This is a genomic window from Haloplanus sp. CK5-1 (assembly GCF_037201915.1).
Taxonomy (GTDB): domain Archaea; phylum Halobacteriota; class Halobacteria; order Halobacteriales; family Haloferacaceae; genus Haloplanus; species Haloplanus salilacus.
In genome coordinates this window covers 2,267,162-2,292,718 of the sequence record NZ_CP147505.1, presented here as the reverse complement: position 1 = coordinate 2,292,718, position 25,557 = coordinate 2,267,162, and the positions used below count along the sequence as shown (strand labels likewise).

Sequence of the window (25,557 nt, the reverse complement as noted above, 5' to 3'; positions counted from 1 at the left end):
CATCGACCGCTCGCCGACCCGCCGATAAATCTCATGTCGCGATACCGAATCTCCTCCGTTAGAAGATGAGACTGATCGTCTCAACGCATACGGTTCTCGAACTCCTTCGCGATGGATAGTGACTCACGTTCAGTGATCTCGTAGCTTTCATACCTAACACCCTTCACAGCGGATGACGTACTCTTTTCAACGATGTCAATCGACCGAGATACCTTCGAGAACACCAGCGAGGATGAGCTCGCGGATCTTTCGGTTCCTGACCAAGTCCTCGGGTTTCTCGCCGCCAACGAGGATCGGGCGTTCAAGGCTCGCGAGATCGCCTCCCAGATCGGCGTTGACGAGGGAGCGGTGAGCACTGCACTCTCACGATTGAAAGACCGCGGTATGGTCGAACACCATGCGTTCTAGTTTAGCGAAGAATCCAACCGCCGTCTGTTGATTGGATATCGTTGCAACTACCCGGTTGAGGAATCCGGTGGGAAGTGTGACCTATACCCCACCGGATTCGGTGATTGTTGACCGGATTCAAAGAGCGTTTCCCTCCGACGAGTTGCGCGAGCGCGCTCGCGCAACATCACTTGTCGAACGAGAGCGGAAGTTCGACATCGTTGCGCTATTCTACACGCTCTCGTTCGGTTTCGCCGCTGGATCAGACCGCTCTCTCCAGGCATTTCTCGAACGCTACGTCGAGATGGCTGACTGCGAGGAACTCTCTTACGCGGCGTTCCACGACTGGTTCGAACCGGGTTTCGTTGCACTCCTTCGAGAGATTCTCGATGACGCCATCGAAAATCTCGATACCGGACGAGCCGAGTTGAACGGACGTCTCGAACGCTTTCGAGACGTCCTCATTGCCGACGCAACTATCGTTTCGCTGTACCAGGACGCCGCTGATATCTACGCAGCAACTGGCGAAGACCAGGCTGAACTGAAGCTCCACCTCACAGAGTCACTCTCCACCGGCCTTCCAACCCGGTTCCGTACAACCGACGGAACTACTCACGACCGGAGTCAGCTACCCACCGGAGAGTGGGTAGCTGACGCCCTCATACTGCTCGATTTGGGCTTCTACGACTTCTGGCTGTTCGACCGCATCGACCAGAACGGCGGCTGGTTCGTCTCCCGCGTCAAGGAAAACGCGAACTTCGAGATCGTCGAAGAACTGCGGACGTGGCGGGGCAACAGTATCCCACTCGAAGGGGAGTCGCTGCAGGCCGTCCTCGACGACCTGCAGCGACAGGAGATCGACGTCCGCATCACGCTCTCATTCGAGCGCAAGGGAGGGTCGGGCGCCAGCGCGACCCGGACGTTTCGACTGGTCGGCCTGCGCAACGAGGAGACCGAAGAGTACCACCTCTACCTGACGAATCTCGGCAAAGACGACTATAGCGCGCCCGATATTGCGCAGCTCTATCGGGCGCGCTGGGAGGTCGAACTGCTGTTCAAGGAGCTGAAGTCGCGGTTCGGCTTGGATGAGATCAACACGACCGACGCCTACATCATCGAGGCGCTGATCATCATGGCGGCAATTTCGCTGCTGATGAGTCGTGTAATCGTGGATGAGTTACGGTCGCTTGAGGCAAGACAACGAGAGGCCGAAGCCGCCGAAGACGCCGACTCGTCGGCGTCGCGGCTCCCCCGCCGTCGCTGTTCGCTAGCCGTCGAACGCCACGCTCATCTGATCCAGCTGTACCTCATGGTCGAGTTGGGCTACGAACTGCCAGATCTGGACGAGCTGTTGTTATGGGTGGCACGAAATCCAAATCCACACAGAGATCGGTTACGTGAGCAGGTTGAACGAGGTGAGTTCGGCTTTGACCGCCACTAAACTAGAACAGATGCCCACCTCACGTATTGGCAGGTGGACCGGTGCAAGATATAGAGCGTGGACCCAGAACCGAGAGGGTGTTGATGCTCATTCCACTACTCCAATTTTTCATTGATCTTATTGGCTACGATTGCATCTACTGTTCGCGTCCCATGATCTCCCGAGCTGAGTGATGCTCGTATATTTTCGCCATACATCGTGCTGATTTCCTCAAAGGCAGCTTCCAGATCCTCGGCTAGCCGGGAGTTCGTTTGCGACAGAGCCGACTCAATGGTACTCTCAATTTCAACATTAGGATGGATTCGAGCCTGTACTTTCCGTAGCTCCGATTGTAGACTTTTCAAAACTTTTTCAGTATCATACAGTATCGGTTTTATTTTCGAGGCCGATTCTGCTGCAGTGTGAGTTGCGACCTCTGTCTTCAGCCCTTGGAGACATGTGTCCGCCGTCCGAACCAGCGTCGAGATCCGGTTGAGTCTATCGTCGGAATATGTTTTATATTCATCACATTGTGAAACCATTTCTTCCACTGAGGGAAAATATCGGCTCTGGACCTTTTGCTCATTTGATGAATCTTTCATATCCAGACCCACATTTTCTTGAAATTCTCATAAATTTTGTCCCGCAGAGACGGCCCTTATCCATCTGTGTCAGGGGTAGAAACATCGGCTTATAAAGAAAGATGAGTTAGCCGAATACATCGAGCGATCTCAGTCGCTTGCCGATTCTTCTCCCCAGATGGGCAGCAACGAAATCATGCGGTATTTGACACAGGTCACAGTTCTCGGTCGGACGGACCCGAACCGCCATCGCCCCTTCGCCATCCTTTTGCCGTCACGACCCCCAGTCACGACCCATGTTTGGTGGCGGCGGCATGAATCCGCGAAAGATGAAACAGATGATGGAACAGATGGGCATCGACGTGACCGAACTCGATGCCGAAGAGGTCGTCATCCGGACGGCCGACGAGGAACTCGTCTTCTCCGACGCGCAGGTGACGCGGATGGACGCGCAGGGCCAGGAGACCTACCAGGTCGTCGGCGAACCCGAGAGCCGCGAGCCCGGCTCGGGCGCAGCGGCTATCGAAGCCGGCGACGGCGGGGACGACGCCGACGCCGATGGGGGTCCCGACCCCGGCGACGTCGCGCTCGTCGCCCAGCGCGCCAGCGTGGACGAGGAGACGGCCCGCGACGCGCTCGAAGCGACGGACGGCGACTTGGCGGCGGCGGTCGCCCGACTGGAGTGATCCTACTGGTCCGTGGCGACCGGGAGTACCTCCGCGCGCCCGGCGAGGAACTCCAGACCGACCTCGGCGTGTTGACCGTCCCCGACGACGTCGAACCCGGCGACCGACTGGAGACCCACCTGGGCGAGGAGTTCGTCGTCCGCGAACCACGCGGCCCGGACCTGTTCGACCACTTCGAGCGGACCGGCGCGCCGATGATGCCCCGCGACGTCGGGCTCGTGATCGGTCTCACCGGCGCGGCCGCCGAGGACCGCGTCCTCGACGCCGGCACCGGAACGGGCGTGCTCGCGGCCTATCTCGGCCGGATCGGGGCGGAGGTCCGGACCTACGAGGTCGACTCCGACTTCGCCGACGTCGCCCGGGAGAACATGACGCTCGCCGGCGTCGCAGACGCCGTCGACGTGCGGACCGGCGACGTGACCGACGACGTCGATAGCCTGGCCGACGGCCCCGGCTTCGACCTGCTGACTCTCGATACGGCGGACGCGCCGACGGTCGTTCGGCGGGCCGACGACCTCCTCGTGAGCGGCGGCTTCGCCGTCGTCTACTCGCCGTTCGTCGAGGGGTCCCGCGAGGCAGTCGAAGCCGCACGCGCGGCCGGACTCGACGACGTGACGACCCAAGAGACCATCCAGCGGGAGATGCAGTTCGACGACCGCGGCTCCCGGCCGGACACCCGTGGCGTCGGTCACACGGGGTATCTGACCGTCGCGCGTCGGCGCTGACCGACGGTATAAGTGCGTGGCCGCCGAATCGGGGGGTATGAGTCGGGAGCGCGGCGCGAACATCGACGACGTCCAGACGTGGCCCGAACTGGCGGTCGGCCTCTACGAACGGCTCACCGGTCGGGGTGCCGAGATTACCTACGAGTTCGACGACTTGGAGGTGCGGGTACCCGATCGGATGGGACCGGAGGCCGACCACGCACGCTGGCGACTCGACGGCACCGTTCGCATCCGGACCCGGGACCGTGCCGACGACGACGACACCGACGAGTGACGACCGCCGACGACCGCCCGCTCGACGTGGTAGCCGATCTGACCGTCGAAGTCGGGGACGCGACGGTGTCAGTCCAAGGGTACGGCGACCTCGTCGTCGTCTCGGCCCCGACGTTCGCGGCCGCGCGAACGCTCGCGGCGACGCCCGACACGGTCGTCGATCGGCTGACTGCGGCGGACGTGACCGTCGACCTCCGCGTCCGGGGGCGGAGCGTGGCGCGGGCGGGACCGGGCCACACCTCCGGTCCCCTGTCGCGGGCCCTCGGCGTCGACCCCGCCCGCGTCAGTCCGGGGGGCCTGCTTCTCGCGGCGCTGTCGCGACGCTGATCTACCCCGTCCCGCGGATCAACTCGAACAGCTCCGACCGGAACGCCGTCGGGTCGAGCGCGTCCCGAAGCGCCGCGGCGGCGTCGGGTTCGGTCGCGTCGACGACGCCGGTCGGGTAGGCTCCACCGGCCAGGCGGACGTCCCGGTCGGGCACCCACGTCGCCAGCCAGCCGTCGACCGAGAGGGTCACGCCCTCGACGTGACACCGGGCGTCGTAGCGAAACAGGGTCGCGTCGTCGTCACCGATCCGGAGGGAGCGGCGCTCGACGCGGTCGACGGCGGTGAACCCGCGCGCGTCGAGGCGGTCGGCGAAGTCGCGGCCGGCGCGGGTCGCGACCAGTCCGCGAAGCGTCCCCGGGACCGGTGGCACCGGCGACACCGACAGGCGGGCCGCGAGGAAGAACCGCCAGATCCGGTCGACCCCGGCACGGTCACGGACGACCGTCCGGAGGTCGTCGTCCTCGAAGAGCACGACCCGTGCCGAGACGGTGACGCCGGCCGCGTCGAACGGCGTCTCCGTCGTGTCGTCGACTCGTCGCCAGTTGGACAGTCGTTCGTCGGGGACCGCCGGCGGCGCGACCATCCTTCGAACCTCCCGTGGCCGTGGATATATGTTCGTCGGCGCGCTCAGTGGTCGTCTTCTCGCCACTTGTGTTCGCACTCTGTACAGACGAAAAACCGGGTTTCGGACTCGTCGGCCGCACGGATCTGTTGCATGTACCAGTGTGCGGTGTCGTTGTCACACTCCGGGCAGTTGGCGCTCGTCGTCGGCAGTCCGCTCGACCCGCCGGTCGACTCGATGACCTCCGACTCCTCCTGTGCCTGCGTGGTGACCATTCCTGCCTCCGCCGCCTCGTCCCGGAGCGTCTCGTGTCCACACTGCGTACAGACCCACACCTCGTCTTCCGCCTGCATCATCGATCCACATTCGTCGCAGAACTCCATGGTGGCTCGTACTCCGACGGTCGACGGTCTTTAACCCACGGATTCGCTGTGTCGGAGCCACTCCAGTCGAAACTCGCAACGCCGTAGCGTCGACTCTGGGTGCCGACCCGGTCGGTCAAATCACGTCCCTCGCCGTCCGGGACAGTGTTTCTACGTCTCGGCAAATCGGCCAGTTCACCGGTGCCAACACTCGACCACGTTGACAGATGTCACTCCGAATCGATCGGCCGGGTGCTCGTGACTTCCAGGTCGCCCGTCACGTGTGACCTACATAGATACGGTCGAAATACATATGTGGTGCTCGAAAATAGCCCCCATCGATGGTTGGAATACCGAACAGTGATCGAGTCGAACCCGCCGACATCGAACCGGGTGCGGATCTATCGGGTGCGAATTTGCGGAGTGCAGAACTGAAGGAGGTAGATTTGAGCCAAGCCAACCTCCGAGGTGCCGACCTCCGGGACGCGGATTTGAGCGGGGGACTCCTCCCGTCCGTCGGAGAAGAACCAACACAGACTGATCTATCGGGCGCGGATTTATCGGGAGCCAACCTGAGAGATGGCGACTTCGGGTTTGCCGACCTCCAGTATGCGACATTGCGCGGCTGTGACTTGACCGGGGCAAATCTCCTCGGTGCCAACCTTCGATATGCCGATTTGAGAGGTTCTGACCTCTCAAACGCCGATATCAGGGACGCCGATCTGCGGAACACACGACTGAACGGTAGTCGTCTGAAAGACGCCGAATTGAACTCGGCGAGGTTGGTGGACGCGGACGTCCGCGGTGCCAATATGAACGAGACGGATATGAGTGCGGTTCCGGTAGACACGGCCCCGCCGACCCGTGTCAACTCACAAGGGGCCGATTTACGAGGATCGACCGTGATCGGTGCCGACTTGGCTGGCATAAATTTACAGAACGCCAACCTGAACGGAGTGACCCTTTCCGAGACGTGCCTCGGCGTCGGGAATCCGTCGCTCGATCCACACCAATCGGTTCTGGCCGGCGCGTCCCTCCGTGGAGCGAACCTACGAAACGCGGATCTGCGTGGCGCGAACCTGAGTGGCAAAGCTCCGGCGGAACCAGCGTACCGGGATTATCGCTCTGGTCCGGCGGATCTGCGTGGGGCCACCCTGAGTGGAGCACGGTTAGAACGGACGGAAAACGAAAACGCGTTCCCACAGGAATCCGTATCGAGACACCCGTTCATAGCGGAAGCGGATCTGCGAGGTGCCGACCTTCGAGGGGCTGACGTGCCGGCCGATTTCGACACCGAGTGAGGATTCGGCACGTGTGACGTCTCACCGTCGTCCGACCGCGATCCGACCGTCCGTCGCACCTCGGCAAACCGGTGGGTCGAGAGCAGTAGTGTCGCTGGCCGGAACCGATCGGTCACTGTGTGGGGAGACAGTTCGGCGGCGTCGCGTTACTCCGAGCGGCAGGTGACGGACGACGGAGACTCGGTGAACGGGTCACGAGCGTCGAGTGGCGTACCGAACGCTGATGTCGCCGGCAACGCGTCGACCCACGAATCGGGGTCGCTCACGCCGCCGGATCCGACTCCGACTCGCCGTCCGTCCGCTCGACGATCAGGAGGAGCACACCGAACAGGAGGAGAAAGCCGACGCCGACCGGGATCGGCACGCCCGGAAAACCGCGGGTCACGAGGAGTGACGTCGCGACGGCGAGGACGACGCCGGTCGTCAGGAGGAGGGCACCGAGCAGGCGAACGGGGTCGACCGACCACGACTCGGCCCACGCCTCGCGGCGGTAGTAGACGACCGAGACGAGGAGGGCGAGCGAGAAGACGGCCGCGCCGACGATCCAGATCCGGTAGGCCACCGCGACGCTCTGACCCTGTTGGAAGGCGGCGGCAGACAGGGGGTCTGCGACGGTGATCCCCCTGGCGAGCGGGACGCCGAAACTGTACCTGATCTGGACGAGCGGAAACCGGACGAACAGCAGCGCTCCGCCGCCGATCCCCGACGTGTACGACACGGTCCACGGGATCAGCGCCGACAGCCACGTCGACAGCACCGCAAGTTCGCCGGCGTACTCCGACCGAACCCACATGTACGCCCCCGACGGTGGCCACGGGATAAAACCCATCGGCGTCCCGATTCGAGCGGGACCAGATGGCGTTACGTTCATACCGTCTGAACCCAAAGAGTTCGGTACGGAATGAGGCGCGACCACTTCGAACTGGAGGCACACAACGTCGACTGGGTGGACACCGACGACCCCCCGGCCGAACCCCGTGTCATCATCGACTTCGACGGACCGAAAGAGACGTTGACGGAGCGACTGACTGGTGCGGACGGCGACCTGTTGGACGCGTCCGAGACGGACGTGACGTTCCGTCTGCAGGACTCGCTCGACGACCCCGACGCGACGGGCGTCGTCGGCGTCACCGACCGCATCACCGGTGACTTCCTCCTCGAACTCAACGAAGACGCCTCGGACGTACTGCGGTTCGTCCGCGCTGCCCGAGAGTACGGCAAGTCGACCGGCGATACCGGTCAGTACGCCGTCACGCTCCGGATCGACGGCGAGCCGCTCACGACGTACTCGAAGAGCACCTTCCTCGTCTACGACGCCAACGGGAGCCTCCTCCGGTCGAAGAGCCTCATCCCCTCCGGCGTCGAACTCTAGGTTTACGTTCCTCGGTGCGTACCCCTCTGCCGTGCGAAACGTCACCGACCGTACGCGGAACCCGTTCGGCATGCAGCCACCCTGTGAGCGGTTCGTCCCCGGATGCGGCGACGCGAACGCCCACTTCCACGTCGTCGGCGACCACCCCGGTGTCCACGGCGGGGCCGAGACGGGCGTCCCCTTTACCGACTGTGTCGCCGGTCGCCGACTCCAAGAGGCGCTTCACGACGCTGGACTTCTGACGACGACCGGCGACGCCCCCGACGTCGACCTGACCTACCTCTCCTATCTCCACACCTGCGTCCCCGACGGCGACCCGACCGACGACGACTACGGCGCGATGGAACCGTTCTTCGACGCCGAACTCAGAGCCATCGCCGCACACGTCCTCTTCCCGGTGGGGGAGCGTGCGACCCGGCACGTCCTCGAAACGTACACGACCCGCGACCCGGCCGACCTTGACGTCGAGAGCCTCCACGCGACGGAACTACTGGGGAGCGGGTGGCTCGTGGTACCGATCCGTGAACCGACCGACTGGGAGGGCGACGACGCGAATCGACTCGTCGACGCCATCCACACCCTCCGGGACACCGACTACCGTCGCGAGAGCGACCTCGGGCGCTTCATCGCCGGCGACGAACCGTATTTTGTTCGGTGACCAATACATCCCAATATTCGGGAGATAGTCCGATATACAGATTTCTATATTGGCATTTGCAGTATATATCTTTCCTATCAACAGCTTTTTAAATACATATGTAAATATTGGAAATGGCGCGGACGGGCTTCGCCCGACGCGTCACAGTACCGACAGACATTGCGAGTCAGGTGCTCCTCGCAGTGGCTTGGTCAGTCGAGGGGGCCACGACACGTGGCCCCAACGTTCTCCGTTCGGGGGACGCCCCTTCCGGGCGTCGCCCGTTCGTCGGTCTCGGTCACATACGAAACCTTGAAACGCGAACCGGCGGTACCGAGGGGTATGGAGCTACGGGTCATCGAGAAGACCGACGAGGAACTTCGCATGGAGATCGCGGGCGAGGACCACACGTTCATGAACGTCCTCAAGGGGGCGTTGCTGGAGACGCCGGGCGTGGTGGCGGCGACCTACGACATGAACCCCGAACAGTCCGGCGGCCAGACCGAACCCATCCTCTCGGTCAAGACCGAATCCGGGACCGATCCCCTAGACGCAGTGGGTGACGCCTCCCGGCGCGTGCAGGAGCTCTCCGAGGACTTCAGCGCCGCGTTTCAGGCCGCTTAGAGCCGAACCGGAACGCCCCGTTCGTCGAGGTGCTCCTTCACCTCGCGGATCGTGTACTCGTCGAAGTGGAAGATAGAGGCCGCCAGCGCGGCGTCCGCCCCGGCCTCGGTGAACACCTCGTAGGTGTCCTCCGGGCTTCCACACCCCGAAGAGGCGATGACCGGCGTCGAGACGTTCTCACACACGGCGCTCGTCAGTGGAATGTCGTAGCCGTCCTTCGTGCCGTCGGCGTCGATGGAGTTGACGAACAGTTCGCCAGCGCCGCGGGATTCGACCTCGCGTGCCCACTCGACGACGTCGACGCCAGTCCCCTCGCGGCCGCCCTTGATCGTACACTCGAACCAGCAGGACTCGCCGTCGACCTGCTCGTAGTACTCCCCCGCTTCGTCGTAGCGTCGCTTCGCGTCGACGCTGATGACGATACACTGACTGCCGAAGGCGGCCGCCCCCTCGTCGACGAGTTCGGGGTTTTGGATGGCGGCGGTGTTGATCGACACCTTGTCCGCGCCGGCCCGGAGCGTCTCCTTGATGTCCTCGCGGGTGCGGATCCCGCCGCCCACCGTCAGCGGGATGAACACCTGATCGGCGATGTCCTCGACCACGCCGAGCATCGTCTCCCGTCCCTCCGCGCTGGCCGTGATGTCGAGGAAGACGAACTCGTCGGCTCCCGCCTCGTTGTACTCCCGTGCCATCTCGACGGGGTCGCCGGTGTACTCCAGATCCTCGAAGTTGACGCCCGTGTACACCGCCGGCTCCCCGTCGTCGTCAACGTCCACGTCGATGCAGGGAATGATTCGCTTGGTTACGGCCATCCGTGCCCGCGGCTACGACGGGGGTGGTCAAAAGCCGCCCGGTGTGGCGGCCAAGCGGCGGGTCGGGGAGCCGTACTCACGCGCTTCAGGTGTCTTTTTGTAGCGCGGCTTCCCACCGTGGGGTATGGACGACCACGGACACGACGACCACGAGCACAACCCACACGGCGACGCCGGGGGACGCGTCACCTCGCCGATGCAGGACTTCTCGACCGGGCAGGCCGGCGTCGGTGCCGTCGTCCTCCTCGTCGGCCTCGCGGTCACGTTCGGCCTGCCGCTTCTCCTGTAGTCAGTCCAGTTCGCGCTCGACGACCGCCCGCAGGTCGGTCAGTTCGCCGGCGTCGTAGTCCAGCGTCTTCCCGTCAACCGAAAGCGAGAGCGTCGCCTCGGTCGTCGACTCCCCGAGTTTCCGGACCGGAACCTCACCCGCTGCCGCCCGCACCGCATCGGGATCGACCGTCTCCACGACGACCCGGCCGGGCGTCTCGTCGAACAGCGCCTCGGCGCTCCCGACGCTCGCCGACACGCCCGCGTCGTCGACCATCTCCGCGAGCGTCACGGCCAGACCGCCGTGGCTCACGTCGTGGGTCGCGAGCGTCGACTCCAGGTTCGCGACGGTCGCGACGGCGTCGACGGCCGCCGTCGGATCGGCCGGCAGATCCGGGAATCGGTCGCTCCCGTCCGCCTGCGACAGGTACTCCGACCCGCCGAGGGCACCGCCGTGTGCCCCCACTTCGAGGAGGGTCCCCTCGCCGGCGACCGAGAGGGGTGGCGCGTCGTACCCCTCACGCGTACCGAGCATGGCCACCGTCGGCGTCGGCGGGATGGGACCGGCGACCGAGTCGTTGTACAGCGAGACGTTACCGCCGACGACCGGGACGTCGAGGGTCGAACACATGTCGGCGAGACCGTCGACGATGGCGGAGAAGCCGCCGTACACGTCCGGCTTCTCCGGATTGCCGCCGTTGAGACAGTCGACGGCCGCGAGCGGCGTCGCGCCCTTCGCCGCGAGGTTGGTGGCGTTCTCCAGTGCGACCGCCCGCGCGCCCTCGTGAGGGTTCGCGTCCGTCCACGCCGGGATGGCGCCGGCCGAGAGGGCGAGTCCGGTCCCAGCCTCGCGGATGGCCATGATCGCCGCGTCGTCGCCGGGGCGCCGGGCCGTCCGCGTCCCGACCTCGTGGTCGTACTGGCGGTACACCCACTCCTTGCTCGCCGTGTTGGGACTAGAGACGACCGCCTCGAACGCCTCGACGAGGTCGGGGTCGGGCAGGTCGCGGGACGCCGCCGTCGGCTCCTCTATCGGCAGGTCGTTCATCGGCGCTCCGTCGGCGAGGAACGCCGCGGGCACGTCGACGACCGTCTCGTCGTCGAAGGTGCAAACGTAATTGCCCTCGCGGATCTCCCCGATGACCGAACAGCCGAGATCGTAGCGGTCGGCTATCTCCTCGACCCGCTCGACGTCTTCGGGGCGCACCTCGTAACACATCCGCTCTTGGGACTCCGCGAGCAGGATTTCCAGAGCCGACATGTTGGGCTCGCGCTGGTGGACCGCGTCGAGGTCGATCCGCGCGCCCAGTCCCCCCTTGGCGACGAGTTCGCTGGAGGCCCCACCCAGTCCGGCCGCGCCCAGGTCGCGGGCCGCCCGGATCAGGTCCTCGCCGATCAGCGCCTCGTTGGCCTCGATCAGCAGTTTCTCCGTGTAGGGGTCGCCGACCTGGACGGCCGGGCGGTCCTCCGTCTCGGCGTCCTCGCTCAGGTCCTCGCTGGCGAAGGAGGCCCCGCCCAACCCGTCGCGGCCGGTGGCGTTGCCGACGAGGACGAGTTTGTTCCCCGGGGTCTTGGCGTCGGCCGTGACGAGGCGGTCGGGCGTGACGAGGCCGACGCAGGCGACGTTGACCAGCGGGTTCCCCTCGTAGCCGTCGTCGAACTCGACGCTCCCCCCGACCGTCGGGACGCCGATGGCGTTGCCGTAGTCGGCGATGCCCTCGACGACGCCCTCGAAGAGGTAGCGGGAGTGTTCGCGGTCGAAGCCGCCGAAGTACAGCGAGTCGGTCAGGGCGACGGGGTAGGCCCCCATCGAGAGGATGTCGCGGACGATGCCACCGACGCCCGTCGCCGCACCGTCGTACGGGTCGACGTAGGAGGGGTGGTTGTGGCTCTCGATGCCGACGGCGACGTACGTCTCCTCGCCGTCCGGGTCGTGGGTGGGGAGGGCGACGACGGCGGCGTCGTCGCCGGGGCCGACGACCACCTGGTCCCCTTCGCTCTCGAACGCCGACAGCAGGGGCCGGGACGACCGGTAGGCGCAGTGTTCGCTCCAGAGGTTCTCGAAGAGCGCCGCCTCGGCGGGCGTGGGGTCCCGCCCGAGTTCGGCGGCGACGAGGTCGTGGTCCGGATCGGACAGGCTCATTCACCTCGGTCTTTCGCGCTGTGGAGGTAATGTCTTTCCATGTGATCGGCGACCGACCGGCGTGTTTTTTATCGCCCGCGTCCGACGGTACGACCGTGTTATCGGTCGAGTTGCACACCCACTCGTCGCTGTCGCACGACGGCCGCGACCCCGTCGACCACCTGCTCGAACAGGCGGCGTCGGTCGGCCTCGACGCGCTTGCCGTCACCGACCACGACGAGATCGACGCCAGCCTCGATGCCGTCGAGAAGGCCCCCGACTACGGCCTGATCGGCATCCCCGGCATGGAGATCACGACCGCCGCGGGCCACGTCCTCGCGCTCGGCGTCCGCGAGGCAGTCCCCGCCGGCCTGCCCTTCGAGGAGACGCTCGACCGCATCCACGACGGCGGTGGCATCGCCGTCGTCCCCCACCCGTTCCAGTCCTCGCGCCACGGCGTCGCCGCACACATCTCCGAGGAGACCCTCGCGACCGCCGACGCTATCGAGGTCTACAACTCCCGCCTGCTGACGGGGCGAGCGAACCGCAAGGCCGAACGCTTCGCCGCGGACCACGGCCTCCCGATGACCGCCGGGAGCGACGCCCACATCGCCGAGATGGTCGGCCAGGCGACCACGGAGGTCGACGCGGACGAACACTCGGCCGGGGGCATCCTCGACGCCGTCGCCGCCGGGCGGACGAGCGTCGTCGGGCGTCGCACCCCCTGGCACATCAGTTTCCGACAGGCCGCCGGCGGCGCGAAACGGCGCGTCCTCCGGGCACTCGGCGACCTGCTGTGATCCGCGGTACCGACGGCGGGACGGTCCGCCGTGCCCTCGATTCTGGCGACCCGCTCCCGGGAACGAGCGGGTTCGCCGGCCGACTCGACGGCCGTCTCGTCCGCGACGTCCTCGGTCGCCGTCCCCTCTTTGGCACCCCTGAGGACTGGGGGTTCGCGCCGTCCGCCGTCGACGCCGCCGATCCGACACCCGTCCCCGCCGGCCACGTCCGGGAACCGACACCCGACGGCCCGGCCGACCGCCGCGTCTGGTCGCTGCCCGACCCGCCCGTCGCGACCGACGACGACGCCGCCGTCGACGCCGTCGAACGCGCGGTCACCGAGGCGGTCACGGCGGTCGACGACGACGGCCTCGCCGTCGCCTTCTCCGGCGGCGTCGACTCCGCACTCGTCGCAGCGGGTGTCCCCGACGCCCCCTGCTACGTCGCCGGATTCCCCGACGCGGGCGACGTGGCGGCCGCTCGCGACGCCGCCGAGGCGATGGATCGGGACCTCCGGGTGGTCGAACTCGCGCACGCGAATCTGGAACGCGCGGTGCCCGAGGTGGTCGCCGCGACCGGTCGGACCGACGCCATGAGCGTGAGCATCGCCCTCCCCCTGTATCTAGTCGCCGAACGCGCCGCCGCCGACGGGTTCGACCGCCTCGCACTCGGGCAGGGGGCCGACGAACTGTTCGGCGGGTACGCGAAGGTCGTCGACCCCGCGGCCGACGACCGCCTCGACGCGACGACCGTCCGCGGCGCGGTTCGGGAGACGCTCCACGCCCTCCCCGACGGCATCGAACGCGACACCCTCACACTCCGGGCCGCCGGCGTCGACCCCGTCGTCCCCCTCCTCGACGACCACATCGTCGAGGCGGCACTCGGACTCCCCGACCACCTCCTCGCGACCGACGACCGACGGAAGGTCGCCCTCCGGCGGGCCGCGGCCGACCACCTCCCGCCCGCCGTCGTCGACGCCGACAAGAAAGCCGTCCAGTACGGCAGCCTCGTCTCTCGCGAACTCGATCGCCTCGCCCGACAGGCGGGATTCAAGCGGCGAATGGACCGTCACGTCGACCGGTACGTCGAGTCGCTCGTCGACGGCTGACGGTTACGGTTCGGCCGCGCGGTCGGCGGCGTCGATGGCTTCGATCCCCAGTTCCCGTACGTCGTCGTCGACGTCCGCCTCCCGGAGGGTAGCGCGGTCGTACCACGTCCACGCCTCGGGGCCCGGTTCGCCCGGATCGGGGTCGATCTTCCGGCTCCCGACCCTCGCGTAGAAGACGTGGTCGACGTGTTGGTGGCCGACCTCGCCGTCACAGACGTTCACGTCCGCGAGCATCAGGTGTCGGGGGCGAGGGATCGACCGCGCCGTCTCCGAGCGGACGTCGGCGTGGTCGGTCAGGAGCGTCGGGTCGAGACCGGTCTCTTCCCGGGCCTCTCGGAGTGCCGCCTGGTGTGGGAGTTCCCCGCGGTCGACGTGACCGCCGGGCGGGAGTCGCAGTCCGAGCCCGGGGTGTTCGTGGAGCGCGGTCGCACCGTCCGCGACGACGTACACCGTCGCGGTGACGTGGCGAGTCAGTTCCATGTCCGTGGCTCGGACGCCGACCGTATCGGCCTTCCGACGGAACGTTTTTTATCGGCGTGTGAGAGGTGTCGGTCGACGGCCCTCCACCATGAGTCACCTCCGCATCAAGAGCGATCGGTTGAACCGCACGATTCCCGTCGACTGCGAGTTCGGAACCATCGAGGTCGATCTGTCGGGCGAGACGCCCACCGTCGTCCTGCCGGAAGACACGCCGGTGACGGTCGAACGCCGCTAGGGGACCTGGATCTGCTCTTCGGCTTCGAGCAGTTCGTGATATCGGTTCCGGATGGTCACTTCCGAGATGTTGGCCACCTCGCTGACCTCGCTCTGGGTCACCTTCTCGTTGGTGAGGAGTGCGGCGGCGTAGATGGCAGCGGCGGCGAGACCGACCGGGCTCTTGCCGCTGTGGACGCCCTGCTCCTTGGCGGTCTTGAGGAGGTCTCGTGCCCGTCGCTCGGACTCGTCCGAGAGTTCGAGTTCGGAGGCGAAACGCGGGACGTACTGCTCGGGGTCCGCGGGCTGGATCTCCAGGCCGAGTTCGCGGACGACGTAGCGGTACGTGCGGGCGATTTCGTCCTTCTCGACGCGGGAGACGGTGGCAATCTCGTCGAGCGATCGGGGAGTGCCGGCCTGTCGGGCGGCGGCGTAGAGTGCGCTGGTGGCGACGCCTTCGATCGACCGACCGGGGAGGAGGTCGTCGCCGAGGGCACGCCGGTAGATCACGCTCGCGGTCTCGCGGACGTTCTCGGGGAGGCCCAGCGCCGACGCCATGCGGTCGATCTCGCCGAGCGCCTGCTTGAGGTTGCGCTCCTTCGAGTCACGGGTGCGGAACCGCTCGTTCCAGGTGCGCAGGCGCTGCATCTTCTCGCGCTGGCGCGACGAGAGGGTCTTCCCGTAGGCGTCCTTGTCCTGCCACCCGATGTTGGTCGACAGCCCCTTGTCGTGCATCATCTGGGTCGTCGGTGCACCGACCCGCGATTTCTGGTCTTTCTCCTTGGAGTCGAAGGCGCGCCACTCGGGACCGTGGTCGATCTCGTCCTCCTCGACGACGAGTCCACAGTCGGCACATACCGTCTCGCCGTGTTCCGTATCCGTGGCGAGTTGGCCTCCACACTCCGGACAGCGCAACTGCTCGCTGTCCCCGTCGGTACTCTCGGTTTCGTCCTCGCTCTCGCGCGCGCGTGAGCGCTCGGTCGTGTAACCGCGTACGCTGTCGGTCATTGGTTTGTATGGGTGAGCAAAACGGCTCTGTACAGAAAGTACTCGGGCGAAGATATTTAAATCTGACGGACTTCCGCGGGCGCGGGGTTGATACCGCTGCCCCGACTCGGTGGAGAGGTATGAGTGACGAGGGAGCCATCCCGATGACGGTCGTCAGCGGTCCGCTGGGTGCCGGCAAGACGACGCTGGTCAATCGGTTACTGACCGACCCCGGCGACCGACGGATCGCCGTCGTAGTCAACGACATGGGAGCGGTGAACGTCGACGCCGAACTGCTGTCGGAAGCGGCCGACGACGACGTGATCGACCTCTCGAACGGCTGTATCTGCTGTCGGCTCCGCGACGACCTGGTGACCCAGGTGAGCGAGTTGGTCGCGGAGCGAGACGTCGATTACCTCGTCGTCGAGGCCTCCGGGATCAGCGAACCGATTCCGATCGCTCGGACGCTGACCGAGGGGACGGAAGGGGGCGATCCTCCGGCGGGCGTTCGCCTCGACACGACCGTCTCGGTGATCGACGCCTACGGGTTCTGGAAGGCGTTCGACCCGTCGGCGTCGCTCCCCGACGGGGCACCCACGCCGGAACGCCCGCTCACCGAGGTGCTCGTCGATCAGATCGAGTTCTGCGACGTGCTCCTGTTGAACAAGTGCGACCTGGTCCCCGACGGCGAACTGGACGCCGTCGAGGCGGCGATCCGGGAACTCCAGCCACGGGCGACGCTCCACCGGACGACCCACTGCGAGGTCGATCCGGAGACCGTCCTCGGCACCGGCGCGTTCGACTTCGAGGCGGCGAAGCGCCGACAGGGGTGGAAACGCGCGCTCGCCGAGGGTGACGGAGCCGACGATCACGACCACGACGACCGACCGGCGGCCGCCGCCCACGGCGTCGGTTCGTTCGTCTATCGCCGGGAGCGGCCGTTCGATCCCGATCGGTTCGACGCGTGGCTCGACGAGTGGGTCGGCGATATCGTTCGCCTGAAGGGGTTCGCGTGGGTCACGAGTCGACCGGAGACCGTCCTCGGCGTGAGTCAGGCGGGGCCGACCGTCCAGGCCGGACCCATCGGCGAGTGGGGGCCCGACGATCCCATCACCCGACTCGTCATCATCGGTCGCAGCCTCGATACCGACGCGACGACGGCGGCGCTGGACGACTGTTTGGCGGACGAGTCGGCCGACGCGGCGTCAGCCGGGAGCGATCCCTTCCCACGGAAGTCCTAGGCGTCGAGGCCGACGTCGTCGCGCAGGTCGTCCCACGACTCGTGGAAGCCGTGGGTCGACTCGGACACCGCCGTCGCGGTCCGGTAGGTGTCGTCGTATGACAGGAGTTGCGTCCAGCCGTCGTGGAGGCGGTAACTACAGTACTGGCACATAGGTGTGCGAAGTCGCCGGGCGGTGATAGGGCTGTCGTCGGAGCGTTACGGCTCCAACAGCACCTTCGTCACGCCCTCGTCGCGGGCGTCGAAGGCCTCGTACATCTCGGGAGCCTCGGAGAGGTCGACCCGGTGGGAGACGAGCCAACTGGGGTCGGCGCGCCCCTCGACGATCAGGTCGCGGAGCTGCCGGTTGTACTCCTTGACGTTACACTGGCCGGTGCCGAGCGCCTGGCCCTTCTCGAACAGGAGGCCGAAGTCGATGCCGATCCGCCCCTGTGAGGCCATGTCGTCCGGCGCGCCAGGGTCCTCGGGCACGTAGAGGCCGGGGATACCGAGTTCGCCCGTCGGCTTGACCGTCCGGATGAGATTGTTGATGACGACCGCAGGGTTCTCGCGGGCGGGGTCGTAGGCCCCGTCACCCTCCTTCTCGGAGTCGACGGCCTGGTAGCCGACCGCGTCGACACCGCAGTCGACCCCGCCACCGTGGATCTCCTTGATCTGTTCGACGGGGTCGCCCTCCTCGAAGTTGATCGTCGTCGCGTCGCAGTGCTCCTCGGCGAGTTCGAGGCGACTCGGGACGCGGTCGACGACGTAGATCTCGGCGGCCCCCCGGATCTTCGCGCTGTAGGCGGCCATCAGCCCGACCGGCCCCGCGCCGTAGACGGCGACGGAGTCGCCGGGTTCGAAGTTCGCGAGTTCGATCCCGTGCCACCCGGTCGGGAAGACGTCGGCGAGCAACGAGAACGCGTCCTCGTGTTCGTCACCCTTCGGTAACTGGAGCGCGTTGAAGTCGGCGTAGGGGATGCGGAGCTTTTCCGCTTGGCCGCCCTTGTACGGCCCCATGGCAACGTAGCCGTACGCGCCGCCGGCGAAGCCGGGGTTGACGTTCGTACAGAAGCCGGTCTTGCCGTTCTCGCAGTTCTCACAGAAGCCACAGGCGACGTTGAACGGAGCGACGACGCGGTCTCCCACCTCCAGATCCGACACCGCGTCGCCGATCTCGGTGACGACGCCCACGTTCTCGTGCCCGAAGACGATGCCCGGTTCCGCGGCCGTCCGACCCTCGTACATGTGAAGGTCCGAGCCACAGATGCACGAGGTCGTGATGTCGATCAAGACGTCGTTGGGGTGTTCGATCGTCGGTTCGTCGACCTCCTCGACGGCGACGTCGTGGGGCCCCTTGTAGACGACGGCGTCCATCGACATCAGTTCGTCACCTCGACCTTGGGGTCGTCGCTACGGATCGACTCCCAGTGAGCGACGCCGGCTTCCGCGACTTCCATGTCCTGTTCGACGGCACCGCCGGAGACGCCGAACGCGCCGACGACGTTCCCGTCGTCGTTCAGGAGCGGGTAGCCGCCGCCGAAGATGACCATTCGACCCTCGTCGGTCGACTGGAGGCCGTACAGGGAGTTACCGGGCTCGGACGGTTCGGCGAGTTCGTGGGTCGGCATGTCGAGTGCCGCCGAGGTGTAGGCCTTGTTGCGCGATATCGAGACGGACGCCAGCCACGCGCCGTCCATCCGGTGCTGTGCGACGAGGTTCCCCTCGCTGTTCGTTACGGCGACGACCATCGGGTTGCCGATCTCGTCGGCTCTCTGTTCGGCGGCGTCGATCAACTCGGTCGCAGTGTCGAGCGTGATAGATTGAACCATTACGGGTACGTATCCGTCCCCGGCGTGGATAAGTATTTGTATTTACTCCGTGTGAGAAACCGAGTTACAGACGGGGATCGGTGTCTATTCCCAGAAACCCCCGATTAAGCACCTGTACGTGCGCTACAAATGGTTTTCATTCGAGAGAACGATACGATTGTCGTCTCGTTCCGGCCGAGACGATAAACTGAGAGTAAACAAAACTAATTACAAATTGTCCACCTTCGAAACAGTCGTCCGAGCCGCTTATACCTCGTTTTTGGACAGCCTAAACAAATGGTGTCCGAGTTTCTGTGGGTCCGAATCGACGGAGTCGCGGTTCCGTCGGGGATACGAGCGTCGGCCCCCGGACGCGGGGACGGACCGGGCGCGTCGGTGCGTCCGGTCTACAGGTGGAAGTGGTCCGAAGCCGTCTCCATGTCCTTGTCGCCGCGCCCCGAGAGGTTCACGAGGATGCTGTCGTGTTCGCCCCGTTCGGCGAGATCGATCGCCAGCGCGACGCCGTGACTCGACTCCAAGGCCGGGATGATACCCTCCGTCTCGGCGAGTTCGCGGAAGGCCGCGAGCGCCTCGTCGTCGGTGACGGCGGTGTACTCGGCGCGGCCGGCCGCCCGGAACATGGCGTGCTCCGGACCGACACCCGGGTAGTCGAGGCCGGCCGACACCGAGTGAACCTCGGTCCCGTCGTCGATCACGCGCGTTTTCATCCCGTGGATCACCTCGTCCTCGCCCTCGGCGAGCGGGGCGGCGTGGCGGCCGGAGCCTTCGCCCTCGCCGCCACCCTCCGCGCCGTAGAATGCGACGTCGTCGTCGCGGAGAGGGTGGAAGAGCCCGATGGCGTTCGACCCGCCGCCGACACAGGCGACCGCCGCGTCCGGGAGGCTGCCGGTCCGATCGAGGATCTGCTCGCGGGCCTCCTCACCGATGACCGACTGGAAGTCCCGAACCATCCGCGGGAACGGATCGGGGCCGACGACGCTGCCCACGAGGTAGTGGGTATCCTCTACGTTCTCGGCCATGTCCTCCAGCGCGGCGTCGACGGCGTCCGCAAGGCCGGCCCCGCCACGGGTCACCTCGGTGACCGTCGCCCCCATCAGTCGCATCCGGAAGACGTTCATCTTCTGGCGCTCGACGTCTTTCTTCCCCATGTAGATCTCGGTGTCCAGATCGAGGAGGGCACCGACCATCGCCGTCGCCGTGCCGTGCTGTCCGGCACCGGTTTCGGCGATGAGACGGTCTTTGCCCGCCCGTTTCGCGAGAAGCCCCTGCCCGAGCGTGTTGTTGATCTTGTGGGCGCCACCGTGGAGCAGGTCCTCCCGTTTGAGGTAGATGTCGGCACCGTAGCGTTCGCTGAGGTTCCCGGCGTAGTACACGGGCGTGGGTCGCCCGGCGAACGTCTCCAAGAGGTCACGGAGGTCCGCCCGGAACGAGTCGGTGCTCGCCACCTCGTCGTAGGCGTTCGCGAGGTGTTCGAGGGGTTCTTCGAGCATCTCGGGGACGTGACGACCACCGTAGCCGTCGAAGGTACCGTCGGCCATGGACGATCGATGCTCACCCGGAGTATATAAACTATGCTGGCCGCCCCTCGCCCGGGCGGCCGACCGGTGGACCGAAACCCTTAGTGCCGGGCCGGAAGTCCCGAGTAACATGAGCGAGACGCCCGTCGACGCCGACGAGGTCCGCCACGTCGCCGACCTCGCCCGGATCGACCTAGACGACGAGGAGGTGGACCAGTTCGCCGGACAGTTCGCCGACATCCTCTCGTACTTCGACGCCCTCGACGACGTGCCTGAGGTCGATCCCGAGGCCGACCTCGTGAACGTCATGCGGGCCGACGAGGTGCGCGACGGACTGACCCAGGAGGAAGCCCTGAAGAACGCGCCGGCGACCGAGGACGGCTACTTCGAGGGGCCGAGCGTCTCATGAGCCACGACGCGTTCATCACCGAGGAGACGATTCCGGGAGCCGACGAGGGGCCACTCGCCGGCCGAACGGTCGCAGTCAAGGACAACATCTCGACCGAGGGGGTCCGGACGACCTGCGGGTCCGAGATGCTCGCCGACTACGTTCCGCCGTACGACGCGACGGTCGTCGAACGCCTCAAGTCGGCCGGTGCGACGCTCGTCGGCAAGACGAACATGGACGAGTTCGGCATGGGGACGACGACGGAGACGTCGGCGTTCGGGCCGACGACGAACCCGGTCGACGGGGACCGCGTCCCCGGTGGTTCGTCGGGGGGAAGTGCCGCGGCCGTCGCCGCCGGCGAGGCCGACGCCGCCCTCGGGAGCGACACCGGCGGATCGGTCCGCTGTCCGGCGGCGTTCTGTGGCGTCGTCGGCATCAAGCCCACCTACGGGCTGGTGTCTCGCTACGGGTTGGTCGCCTACGCCAACTCGCTCGAACAGATCGGCCCGCTGGCCCCGACGGTCGAGGAGGCCGCCGAGGTCCTCGAGGTGATCGCCGGCCCCGACGACCGCGACGCGACGACCCACGAGGAGGGCGCCGACGCGGAGTACGCCGACGCCGCCGACGGGGACGTTCAGGGCCTCTCGATCGGCGTCCCGACGGAACTGATCGAGGGGGCCGACGAGCGGGTGGTCGACCGGTTCCACGAGACCCTCGACGACCTCGAAGCCCAGGGCGCCGAGACCCACGAGGTGAGCCTCCCCTCCGTCGAGCGAGCCGTGCAGGCCTACTACGTCATCGCCATGTCCGAGGCCTCCTCGAACCTCGCCCGGTTCGACGGCGTCCGCTACGGTCCCGACACCGACGCCGAGGGCAACTGGAACGAGTCGTTCGCGGCCGTCCGCGAGGAGGGGTTCGGCGACGAGGTCAAGCGCCGCATCCTCCTCGGGACGTACGCCCTCTCCGCCGGCTACCACGACAAGTACTACGCCAAGGCACAGGACGCCCGTGCGTGGGTCAAGCAGGACTTCGACGAGGCGCTCTCCGAGGCCGACGTCTTGGCGTCGCCGACGATGCCGGTCCTCCCCTTCGAACTCGGCGAGAGTCTCGACGACCCGCTCCAGATGTACCTCGCCGACGCCAACACGGTGCCGGTGAACCTCGCCAACCTGCCCGCCATCAGCGTTCCCGCGGGCCGGGCCGACGGCCTCCCCGTCGGGCTACAGTTGATCGGGCCGGCCTTCGGCGAGCGAACGATCATCCGGGCCGCGAGCGCCGTCGAGTCGTCGGCGTGACGAAGTCGGGTTCCGTTCGGAGAGGGGTGAGGACAGGGTAGGGGTCGTCATACGCGGCGGGCTTCCGACCCGACGGGCGGCGCGTTCCCCCCGGAGCCACGCCGTGCCGGTACGGCGGATCCTCGCCGTGCCGACATCGGATCGGAAAGCCCACTGTGACAGGGGGACCGCGGCGATATAACGTTACGGCCCCGACTTTCACCGCTGATAATGATCCCCGACCACGGCCCGTTCGCCGCGGGTCGTGGCTCACGACCGCCGGTCAGAGGTCACCGGGAACCTCGTGGACGACGAGGTCGACCTCCCGGCGCTCCCCCTCAACGTCGGCGACGATTCGCTCGACGACCCGTTCTGCCTCCTCGACGAGGATCGGTTTCACCCGGTCGACGACCCAGTCGAGCGAGACGAACCGCGGCAGGTCGACGATGCCGCCGCCGACCGAGTCGGCGTCGAACGTGACTTCGAGGTGAACACGACAGGCCGGGCCGTCGTCGGCCGGCGCCGACGGATCGGAGTCGAGCGGTTCGATCCGCCACCGGCCGCTGGCGTCGACGTCCTCGGTCACGCGCCAGTCGAGTCGCCTCGGCGGGTCGGTGTCGGTCACCTCCGTGTGGGCGGTGTAGGTGAGTTTCCACCACGCGAACTGCAGGCGGTAGTGGGTCCCCGGGGAGCCGTCGCCGTCGGCGGTCACGCCGGTCAGGTACTCCGAGTAGCGGGCGTACCGTGGGAAGTCCTCGAGGAACTCGTACACCTCCGGCGGCGGGAGTCGGACGACCGTGCTGACGTGGATGCGGTCCACACGCCACGGTTGGACGGCGTCGGCGTAAACGTTCCGCGGGACGCGAACGTCCGTCACCCCGTCGGTCCTGCCCCGACGACCGGGGCTTAAGACCCTCGGCGCGAACATGCGGACGAATGCTCGACGGTACGAACGTCGCCCTCGGGATCACCGGGAGCATCGCGGCGGTGAAGGCGGTGGAACTCGCCCACGAGCTCCGACGGCAGGGTGCGGCGGTCCGGGGCGTCATGACCGAGAGCGCCCGAGGGATCGTCCACCCGTGGGCCGTGGAGTTCGCCACCGACCGCGGCCCGGTCACGGAGATCACGGGCGGGGTCGAACACGTCGCCCTCTGCGGGCGGGACGGCTGGGCCGACGTCCTGTTGATCGCCCCCGCCACCGCGAACACGGTCGGCAAGGTCGCGGCAGCCGTCGACGACACGCCCGTGACGACGTGTGCGACGACGGCGCTCGGGGCCGGCCTCCCAGTGGTGGTCGCACCCGCCATGCACGAACCCATGTACGACCACCCCGGGGTGTTGGACGCCATCGACCGCGTCGAGTCCTGGGGCGTCGACTTCGTCGATCCCCGGATCGAGGAGGGGAAGGCGAAGATAGCGAGCGAGGACGCCATCGTCACGGCGGTCGCACGGGCGACGACTCCGTCACCCCTCGACGGCCGGCACGTCGTCGTCACGAGCGGTGCAACCACGGAGTCGATCGACCCGATCCGGACGCTCTCGAACCGTGCCTCGGGCCGGACCGGGCGGGCGGTCGCCCGGGCCTGCCACGTCCGCGGGGCGGACGTGACGCTCGTCCACGACGGCCCCGACGTCCACTACGCGGACGTGCGGCCCGTCGAGAGCGCGACGGAGATGCTCGCCGCCGTCGAGCGTGCGGTCGAGGGGGAGGGGAGCGCTGGGGCCGACGCCCTCGTCTCCGCCGCCGCCATCGGCGATTTCACCGTCGAGACGGCGACCGAGAAGATACGCTCCGGCGAGTCGGTGACGCTCGACCTCGAACCCACGCCGAAACTCCTCGACCGGGTTCGGGAGGGCGCGCCAGACCTCGCGATGGTCGGGTTCAAAGCCGAGACCGAGGGCGACGACGACGCCATGACCGCCCGTGCGAGGGCGCTCCTCGACCGGGTCGGCCTCGACTTCGTCGTCGCCAACGACGCGTCCGTGATGGGTGACGACCGGACCCGTGCGTTGGTGGTCCGCGACGACGCGGTGACGACGTACGAGGGCTCGAAGGGGGGGTTGGGCGCGCGCGTCGCCGACCGTCTGGCTGCAGCCCTCGACTGATCGCCCCGGGACGCCGGGAAACCGGGACGGATAGCAATAGTTATGGGAGCGGAACCGGACGCTACACGATGACACGTATGATCGGGGGAGCCACTGCTCGAACCGCCGGAGCTCGACAGCCCGATGGGGGATAACCACGAGCGGGACGTGCTCGTCCCAGTGGGTCGGTCGGAGACGCTCAGACGGACGGTGACCTACGCCGTCGAGCGTGCCCACGAGGCGGCCGTCGAAGCCGGCGGGAGCGCGACCGTCCACTTCGTCTACCCCGCTCGCTGGCGGAGTTTCGAGACGGAGCGCGCCAACGTCGACGCCGCGGAGTCACTGCTCGAACGGACGCTCCTCTGGGGCGAGGAGGACATCGACGAACTCCTCGGCGAGGACACCCCGGCGACGGTTGCGTTCGAGTCGACCGTCGTCGGCACCAACGAGTACGTCTTCAGTCCGAGCGACTTCGCCGACGTGATCGGCCGCTACGCGGACGCCAACGGCGTCGGGCGGATCGTCGTCGATCCGTCCTTTCGGCCCGGTGGGAGCGCACCGCTGTTGCGCTCCTTCGAAACGGAGCTCGCCGACCGCGGCTTCGACGTGCTGGAGGCACCGGTCACCCGTGAGACGCGACGGAGCCTGCCGCTCACCGACATCGGTCTGGCGGAGTTTTCCGTCGTGTTCGCGTCCTCCCTCCTCTTTTATTTCGCGCTCGGTGGCTGGCACGTCACGGACCCGTACGAACTGGTCACGGGGGTTGCCACGGCCGGCGTCGTCACGCTCACGCTCGCGGGCGTGGCCATGAAGAACGGGGTGCCGGCCGTCCGCGAGGTCGGCTACACGCTACTCCGGTTCGGGGCGTACGTCCCGATCCTCCTCTGGGAGATCGCGAAGGCGAACGTCGCACTCGCCTACGTCGTCCTCCACCCGCGACTCCCGATCGATCCGCGGGTCGTCGAGTTCGACGCCGCGGTGTGGGGCGACATGCCCGTCACGACGCTCGCCAACTCGATCACGCTGACGCCGGGCACACTCACCATCGACGTGAGCCGCCAGCAGTTCGTCGTCCACGCGCTCATCCCCGACGCCGAGGACGACCTCATGGAGGGGACACTCGAACGCCTCGTCAGGTTCGTCTTCTACGGCCGCGAGTCGTCACGCATTCCCTCGCCGCTCGAACGCCGCGACGACGACGGAGGGGAGGCCTGAG

Annotated in this window: 31 protein-coding genes and 1 pseudogene; 19 read left to right on the top strand and 13 right to left on the bottom strand. The window is 66.7% G+C overall.

Annotation, left to right across the window (positions count from 1 at the left end):
* Positions 1–192 precede the first annotated feature (192 nt).
* Positions 193–402: pseudogene (locus NBT81_RS12160) on the top strand (MarR family transcriptional regulator); the annotation flags it as partial.
* A 73-nt stretch (positions 403–475) separates the two neighbouring features.
* Positions 476–1,828 (top strand): IS4 family transposase, encoded by a 1,353-nt coding sequence (locus NBT81_RS12155; protein WP_338738141.1) that lies wholly within the window; start codon positions 476–478, stop codon positions 1,826–1,828.
* A gap of 95 nt (positions 1,829–1,923) precedes the next feature.
* Here the strand turns inward: NBT81_RS12155 and NBT81_RS12150 are convergent, their stop codons facing one another.
* Positions 1,924–2,409: a hypothetical protein gene (locus NBT81_RS12150; RefSeq protein WP_338738887.1), complete on the bottom strand. Its 486-nt coding sequence runs from the start codon at positions 2,407–2,409 to the stop codon at positions 1,924–1,926.
* Between the two features lie 275 nt (positions 2,410–2,684).
* Here NBT81_RS12150 and NBT81_RS12145 point away from each other — a divergent pair, with 275 nt between their 5' ends.
* The 4 genes from NBT81_RS12145 to NBT81_RS12130 are packed head-to-tail and all read left to right on the top strand — an operon-like array spanning position 2,685 to position 4,399.
* Positions 2,685–3,074, top strand: a complete 390-nt coding sequence (locus tag NBT81_RS12145; RefSeq protein ID WP_338738885.1) for a nascent polypeptide-associated complex protein — start codon at positions 2,685–2,687, stop codon at positions 3,072–3,074.
* Positions 3,071–3,799, top strand: a complete 729-nt coding sequence (locus tag NBT81_RS12140) for a methyltransferase (protein ID WP_338738883.1) — start codon at positions 3,071–3,073, stop codon at positions 3,797–3,799. Before NBT81_RS12145 ends, NBT81_RS12140 begins: the two co-directional genes overlap by 4 nt.
* A 37-nt stretch (positions 3,800–3,836) precedes the next feature.
* On the top strand, positions 3,837–4,073 hold the full coding sequence (locus NBT81_RS12135) for a hypothetical protein (RefSeq protein ID WP_338738881.1): 237 nt from the start codon (positions 3,837–3,839) through the stop codon (positions 4,071–4,073).
* Positions 4,070–4,399, top strand: coding sequence for a peptide ABC transporter ATP-binding protein (locus NBT81_RS12130; protein ID WP_338738879.1), 330 nt, complete (start codon positions 4,070–4,072; stop codon positions 4,397–4,399). The genes NBT81_RS12135 and NBT81_RS12130 overlap by 4 nt, the downstream gene beginning before the upstream one ends.
* Position 4,400: 1 nt before the next feature.
* Here the strand turns inward: NBT81_RS12130 and NBT81_RS12125 are convergent, their stop codons facing one another.
* Together NBT81_RS12125 and NBT81_RS12120 are read right to left on the bottom strand one after the other, a co-directional pair.
* Positions 4,401–4,982 carry a hypothetical protein gene (locus NBT81_RS12125; protein WP_338738877.1) on the bottom strand — a complete coding sequence of 194 codons (582 nt, stop codon included), beginning with the start codon at positions 4,980–4,982 and terminating at the stop codon, positions 4,401–4,403.
* Positions 4,983–5,026: 44 nt separating this feature from the next.
* Entirely contained in the window at positions 5,027–5,344 is a 318-nt protein-coding gene (locus NBT81_RS12120) for a transcription factor S (RefSeq protein WP_338738875.1), read from the bottom strand.
* 320 nt (positions 5,345–5,664) lie between these two features.
* Here NBT81_RS12120 and NBT81_RS12115 point away from each other — a divergent pair, with 320 nt between their 5' ends.
* Positions 5,665–6,624 (top strand): pentapeptide repeat-containing protein, encoded by a 960-nt coding sequence (locus tag NBT81_RS12115; protein ID WP_338738873.1) that lies wholly within the window; start codon positions 5,665–5,667, stop codon positions 6,622–6,624.
* Between the two features lie 262 nt (positions 6,625–6,886).
* On the opposite strand, the gene NBT81_RS12110 is transcribed toward NBT81_RS12115, so the two are convergent.
* Positions 6,887–7,417, bottom strand: coding sequence for a DUF7549 family protein (locus NBT81_RS12110; RefSeq protein WP_338738871.1), 531 nt, complete (start codon positions 7,415–7,417; stop codon positions 6,887–6,889).
* Between the two features lie 108 nt (positions 7,418–7,525).
* Between NBT81_RS12110 and NBT81_RS12105 the strand changes: the two genes are divergently transcribed.
* From NBT81_RS12105 to NBT81_RS12095, 3 genes are all read left to right on the top strand, one after another.
* Positions 7,526–7,996, top strand: a complete 471-nt coding sequence (locus NBT81_RS12105; protein ID WP_338738869.1) for a DUF5793 family protein — start codon at positions 7,526–7,528, stop codon at positions 7,994–7,996.
* 31 nt (positions 7,997–8,027) lie between these two features.
* A complete protein-coding gene (locus NBT81_RS12100; protein ID WP_338738867.1) occupies positions 8,028–8,654 on the top strand; it encodes a uracil-DNA glycosylase family protein in 627 nt (208 codons plus the stop codon).
* Positions 8,655–8,975: 321 nt separating this feature from the next.
* On the top strand, positions 8,976–9,257 hold the full coding sequence (locus NBT81_RS12095; protein WP_338738865.1) for a DNA-directed RNA polymerase subunit L: 282 nt from the start codon (positions 8,976–8,978) through the stop codon (positions 9,255–9,257).
* Here NBT81_RS12095 and hisF read toward each other — a convergent pair.
* Complete coding sequence (hisF, locus tag NBT81_RS12090) at positions 9,254–10,069, bottom strand: imidazole glycerol phosphate synthase subunit HisF (protein WP_338738863.1); 816 nt, start codon at positions 10,067–10,069, stop codon at positions 9,254–9,256. The two genes, NBT81_RS12095 and hisF, sit on opposite strands and share 4 nt — an antisense overlap.
* A gap of 124 nt (positions 10,070–10,193) precedes the next feature.
* Between hisF and NBT81_RS12085 the strand changes: the two genes are divergently transcribed.
* A complete protein-coding gene (locus NBT81_RS12085) occupies positions 10,194–10,358 on the top strand; it encodes a DUF7550 family protein (RefSeq protein WP_338738861.1) in 165 nt (54 codons plus the stop codon).
* On the opposite strand, the gene purL is transcribed toward NBT81_RS12085, so the two are convergent.
* A complete protein-coding gene (gene purL / locus NBT81_RS12080) occupies positions 10,359–12,479 on the bottom strand; it encodes a phosphoribosylformylglycinamidine synthase subunit PurL (RefSeq protein ID WP_338738859.1) in 2,121 nt (706 codons plus the stop codon).
* A gap of 95 nt (positions 12,480–12,574) precedes the next feature.
* On the opposite strand from purL, the gene NBT81_RS12075 reads away from it, so the two are divergent.
* Positions 12,575–13,258: a PHP domain-containing protein gene (locus NBT81_RS12075; protein WP_338738857.1), complete on the top strand. Its 684-nt coding sequence runs from the start codon at positions 12,575–12,577 to the stop codon at positions 13,256–13,258.
* Positions 13,258–14,346 carry an asparagine synthase C-terminal domain-containing protein gene (locus tag NBT81_RS12070; protein WP_338742556.1) on the top strand — a complete coding sequence of 363 codons (1,089 nt, stop codon included), beginning with the start codon at positions 13,258–13,260 and terminating at the stop codon, positions 14,344–14,346. Before NBT81_RS12075 ends, NBT81_RS12070 begins: the two co-directional genes overlap by 1 nt.
* A 3-nt stretch (positions 14,347–14,349) precedes the next feature.
* Here NBT81_RS12070 and NBT81_RS12065 read toward each other — a convergent pair whose 3' ends face one another.
* Complete coding sequence (locus NBT81_RS12065; RefSeq protein ID WP_338738856.1) at positions 14,350–14,826, bottom strand: NUDIX hydrolase; 477 nt, start codon at positions 14,824–14,826, stop codon at positions 14,350–14,352.
* A gap of 88 nt (positions 14,827–14,914) precedes the next feature.
* On the opposite strand from NBT81_RS12065, the gene NBT81_RS12060 reads away from it, so the two are divergent.
* On the top strand, positions 14,915–15,061 hold the full coding sequence (locus tag NBT81_RS12060) for a hypothetical protein (RefSeq protein WP_338738854.1): 147 nt from the start codon (positions 14,915–14,917) through the stop codon (positions 15,059–15,061).
* On the opposite strand, the gene NBT81_RS12055 is transcribed toward NBT81_RS12060, so the two are convergent.
* Positions 15,058–16,047, bottom strand: coding sequence for a transcription initiation factor IIB (locus tag NBT81_RS12055; protein WP_338738852.1), 990 nt, complete (start codon positions 16,045–16,047; stop codon positions 15,058–15,060). The genes NBT81_RS12060 and NBT81_RS12055 overlap by 4 nt on opposite strands.
* Before the next feature lie 119 nt (positions 16,048–16,166).
* Between NBT81_RS12055 and NBT81_RS12050 the strand changes: the two genes are divergently transcribed.
* On the top strand, positions 16,167–17,267 hold the full coding sequence (locus tag NBT81_RS12050) for a CobW family GTP-binding protein (RefSeq protein ID WP_338738850.1): 1,101 nt from the start codon (positions 16,167–16,169) through the stop codon (positions 17,265–17,267).
* Here NBT81_RS12050 and NBT81_RS12045 read toward each other — a convergent pair.
* The 4 genes from NBT81_RS12045 to trpB form a co-directional block, all read right to left on the bottom strand.
* Positions 17,264–17,419, bottom strand: coding sequence for a hypothetical protein (locus NBT81_RS12045; RefSeq protein ID WP_338738848.1), 156 nt, complete (start codon positions 17,417–17,419; stop codon positions 17,264–17,266). The genes NBT81_RS12050 and NBT81_RS12045 overlap by 4 nt on opposite strands.
* 45 nt (positions 17,420–17,464) lie before the next feature.
* Positions 17,465–18,622, bottom strand: coding sequence for a glutathione-independent formaldehyde dehydrogenase (locus tag NBT81_RS12040; protein ID WP_338742555.1), 1,158 nt, complete (start codon positions 18,620–18,622; stop codon positions 17,465–17,467).
* A gap of 5 nt (positions 18,623–18,627) precedes the next feature.
* Positions 18,628–19,077 (bottom strand): heme-binding protein, encoded by a 450-nt coding sequence (locus tag NBT81_RS12035; protein ID WP_338738846.1) that lies wholly within the window; start codon positions 19,075–19,077, stop codon positions 18,628–18,630.
* A gap of 386 nt (positions 19,078–19,463) precedes the next feature.
* Positions 19,464–20,615: a tryptophan synthase subunit beta gene (gene trpB / locus NBT81_RS12030; protein ID WP_338738844.1), complete on the bottom strand. Its 1,152-nt coding sequence runs from the start codon at positions 20,613–20,615 to the stop codon at positions 19,464–19,466.
* Positions 20,616–20,724: 109 nt separating this feature from the next.
* On the opposite strand from trpB, the gene gatC reads away from it, so the two are divergent.
* Positions 20,725–21,003 (top strand): Asp-tRNA(Asn)/Glu-tRNA(Gln) amidotransferase subunit GatC, encoded by a 279-nt coding sequence (gene gatC, locus NBT81_RS12025; protein WP_338738842.1) that lies wholly within the window; start codon positions 20,725–20,727, stop codon positions 21,001–21,003.
* On the top strand, positions 21,000–22,277 hold the full coding sequence (gene gatA, locus NBT81_RS12020; RefSeq protein ID WP_338738840.1) for an Asp-tRNA(Asn)/Glu-tRNA(Gln) amidotransferase subunit GatA: 1,278 nt from the start codon (positions 21,000–21,002) through the stop codon (positions 22,275–22,277). Before gatC ends, gatA begins: the two co-directional genes overlap by 4 nt.
* A gap of 262 nt (positions 22,278–22,539) precedes the next feature.
* On the opposite strand, the gene NBT81_RS12015 is transcribed toward gatA, so the two are convergent.
* Positions 22,540–23,076, bottom strand: a complete 537-nt coding sequence (locus NBT81_RS12015) for an SRPBCC family protein (RefSeq protein ID WP_338738838.1) — start codon at positions 23,074–23,076, stop codon at positions 22,540–22,542.
* A gap of 116 nt (positions 23,077–23,192) precedes the next feature.
* Here NBT81_RS12015 and coaBC point away from each other — a divergent pair, with 116 nt between their 5' ends.
* Together coaBC and NBT81_RS12005 are read left to right on the top strand one after the other, a co-directional pair.
* A complete protein-coding gene (coaBC, locus tag NBT81_RS12010; protein ID WP_338738836.1) occupies positions 23,193–24,362 on the top strand; it encodes a bifunctional phosphopantothenoylcysteine decarboxylase/phosphopantothenate--cysteine ligase CoaBC in 1,170 nt (389 codons plus the stop codon).
* 123 nt (positions 24,363–24,485) lie between these two features.
* Entirely contained in the window at positions 24,486–25,556 is a 1,071-nt protein-coding gene (locus tag NBT81_RS12005; protein WP_338738834.1) for a monovalent cation/H+ antiporter subunit E, read from the top strand.
* Position 25,557: the final 1 nt, after the last annotated feature.

What these genes read in the sequence shown, in the direction of transcription:
- NBT81_RS12150 (WP_338738887.1), bottom strand. Translation starts at nt 2,409, where the DNA reads ATGAAAGATTCATCAAATGAGCAAAAGGTCCAGAGCCGATATTTTCCC.
- NBT81_RS12145 (WP_338738885.1), top strand. Translation starts at nt 2,685, where the DNA reads ATGTTTGGTGGCGGCGGCATGAATCCGCGAAAGATGAAACAGATGATG.
- NBT81_RS12135 (WP_338738881.1), top strand. Translation starts at nt 3,837, where the DNA reads ATGAGTCGGGAGCGCGGCGCGAACATCGACGACGTCCAGACGTGGCCC.
- NBT81_RS12125 (WP_338738877.1), bottom strand. Translation starts at nt 4,982, where the DNA reads ATGGTCGCGCCGCCGGCGGTCCCCGACGAACGACTGTCCAACTGGCGA.
- NBT81_RS12120 (WP_338738875.1), bottom strand. Translation starts at nt 5,344, where the DNA reads ATGGAGTTCTGCGACGAATGTGGATCGATGATGCAGGCGGAAGACGAG.
- NBT81_RS12115 (WP_338738873.1), top strand. Translation starts at nt 5,665, where the DNA reads ATGGTTGGAATACCGAACAGTGATCGAGTCGAACCCGCCGACATCGAA.
- NBT81_RS12110 (WP_338738871.1), bottom strand. Translation starts at nt 7,417, where the DNA reads ATGTGGGTTCGGTCGGAGTACGCCGGCGAACTTGCGGTGCTGTCGACG.
- NBT81_RS12105 (WP_338738869.1), top strand. Translation starts at nt 7,526, where the DNA reads ATGAGGCGCGACCACTTCGAACTGGAGGCACACAACGTCGACTGGGTG.
- NBT81_RS12095 (WP_338738865.1), top strand. Translation starts at nt 8,976, where the DNA reads ATGGAGCTACGGGTCATCGAGAAGACCGACGAGGAACTTCGCATGGAG.
- hisF (WP_338738863.1), bottom strand. Translation starts at nt 10,069, where the DNA reads ATGGCCGTAACCAAGCGAATCATTCCCTGCATCGACGTGGACGTTGAC.
- NBT81_RS12085 (WP_338738861.1), top strand. Translation starts at nt 10,194, where the DNA reads ATGGACGACCACGGACACGACGACCACGAGCACAACCCACACGGCGAC.
- purL (WP_338738859.1), bottom strand. Translation starts at nt 12,479, where the DNA reads ATGAGCCTGTCCGATCCGGACCACGACCTCGTCGCCGCCGAACTCGGG.
- NBT81_RS12065 (WP_338738856.1), bottom strand. Translation starts at nt 14,826, where the DNA reads ATGGAACTGACTCGCCACGTCACCGCGACGGTGTACGTCGTCGCGGAC.
- NBT81_RS12060 (WP_338738854.1), top strand. Translation starts at nt 14,915, where the DNA reads ATGAGTCACCTCCGCATCAAGAGCGATCGGTTGAACCGCACGATTCCC.
- NBT81_RS12055 (WP_338738852.1), bottom strand. Translation starts at nt 16,047, where the DNA reads ATGACCGACAGCGTACGCGGTTACACGACCGAGCGCTCACGCGCGCGC.
- NBT81_RS12050 (WP_338738850.1), top strand. Translation starts at nt 16,167, where the DNA reads ATGAGTGACGAGGGAGCCATCCCGATGACGGTCGTCAGCGGTCCGCTG.
- NBT81_RS12045 (WP_338738848.1), bottom strand. Translation starts at nt 17,419, where the DNA reads ATGTGCCAGTACTGTAGTTACCGCCTCCACGACGGCTGGACGCAACTC.
- NBT81_RS12040 (WP_338742555.1), bottom strand. Translation starts at nt 18,622, where the DNA reads ATGGACGCCGTCGTCTACAAGGGGCCCCACGACGTCGCCGTCGAGGAG.
- NBT81_RS12035 (WP_338738846.1), bottom strand. Translation starts at nt 19,077, where the DNA reads ATGGTTCAATCTATCACGCTCGACACTGCGACCGAGTTGATCGACGCC.
- trpB (WP_338738844.1), bottom strand. Translation starts at nt 20,615, where the DNA reads ATGGCCGACGGTACCTTCGACGGCTACGGTGGTCGTCACGTCCCCGAG.
- gatC (WP_338738842.1), top strand. Translation starts at nt 20,725, where the DNA reads ATGAGCGAGACGCCCGTCGACGCCGACGAGGTCCGCCACGTCGCCGAC.
- gatA (WP_338738840.1), top strand. Translation starts at nt 21,000, where the DNA reads ATGAGCCACGACGCGTTCATCACCGAGGAGACGATTCCGGGAGCCGAC.
- coaBC (WP_338738836.1), top strand. Translation starts at nt 23,193, where the DNA reads ATGCTCGACGGTACGAACGTCGCCCTCGGGATCACCGGGAGCATCGCG.
- NBT81_RS12005 (WP_338738834.1), top strand. Translation starts at nt 24,486, where the DNA reads ATGGGGGATAACCACGAGCGGGACGTGCTCGTCCCAGTGGGTCGGTCG.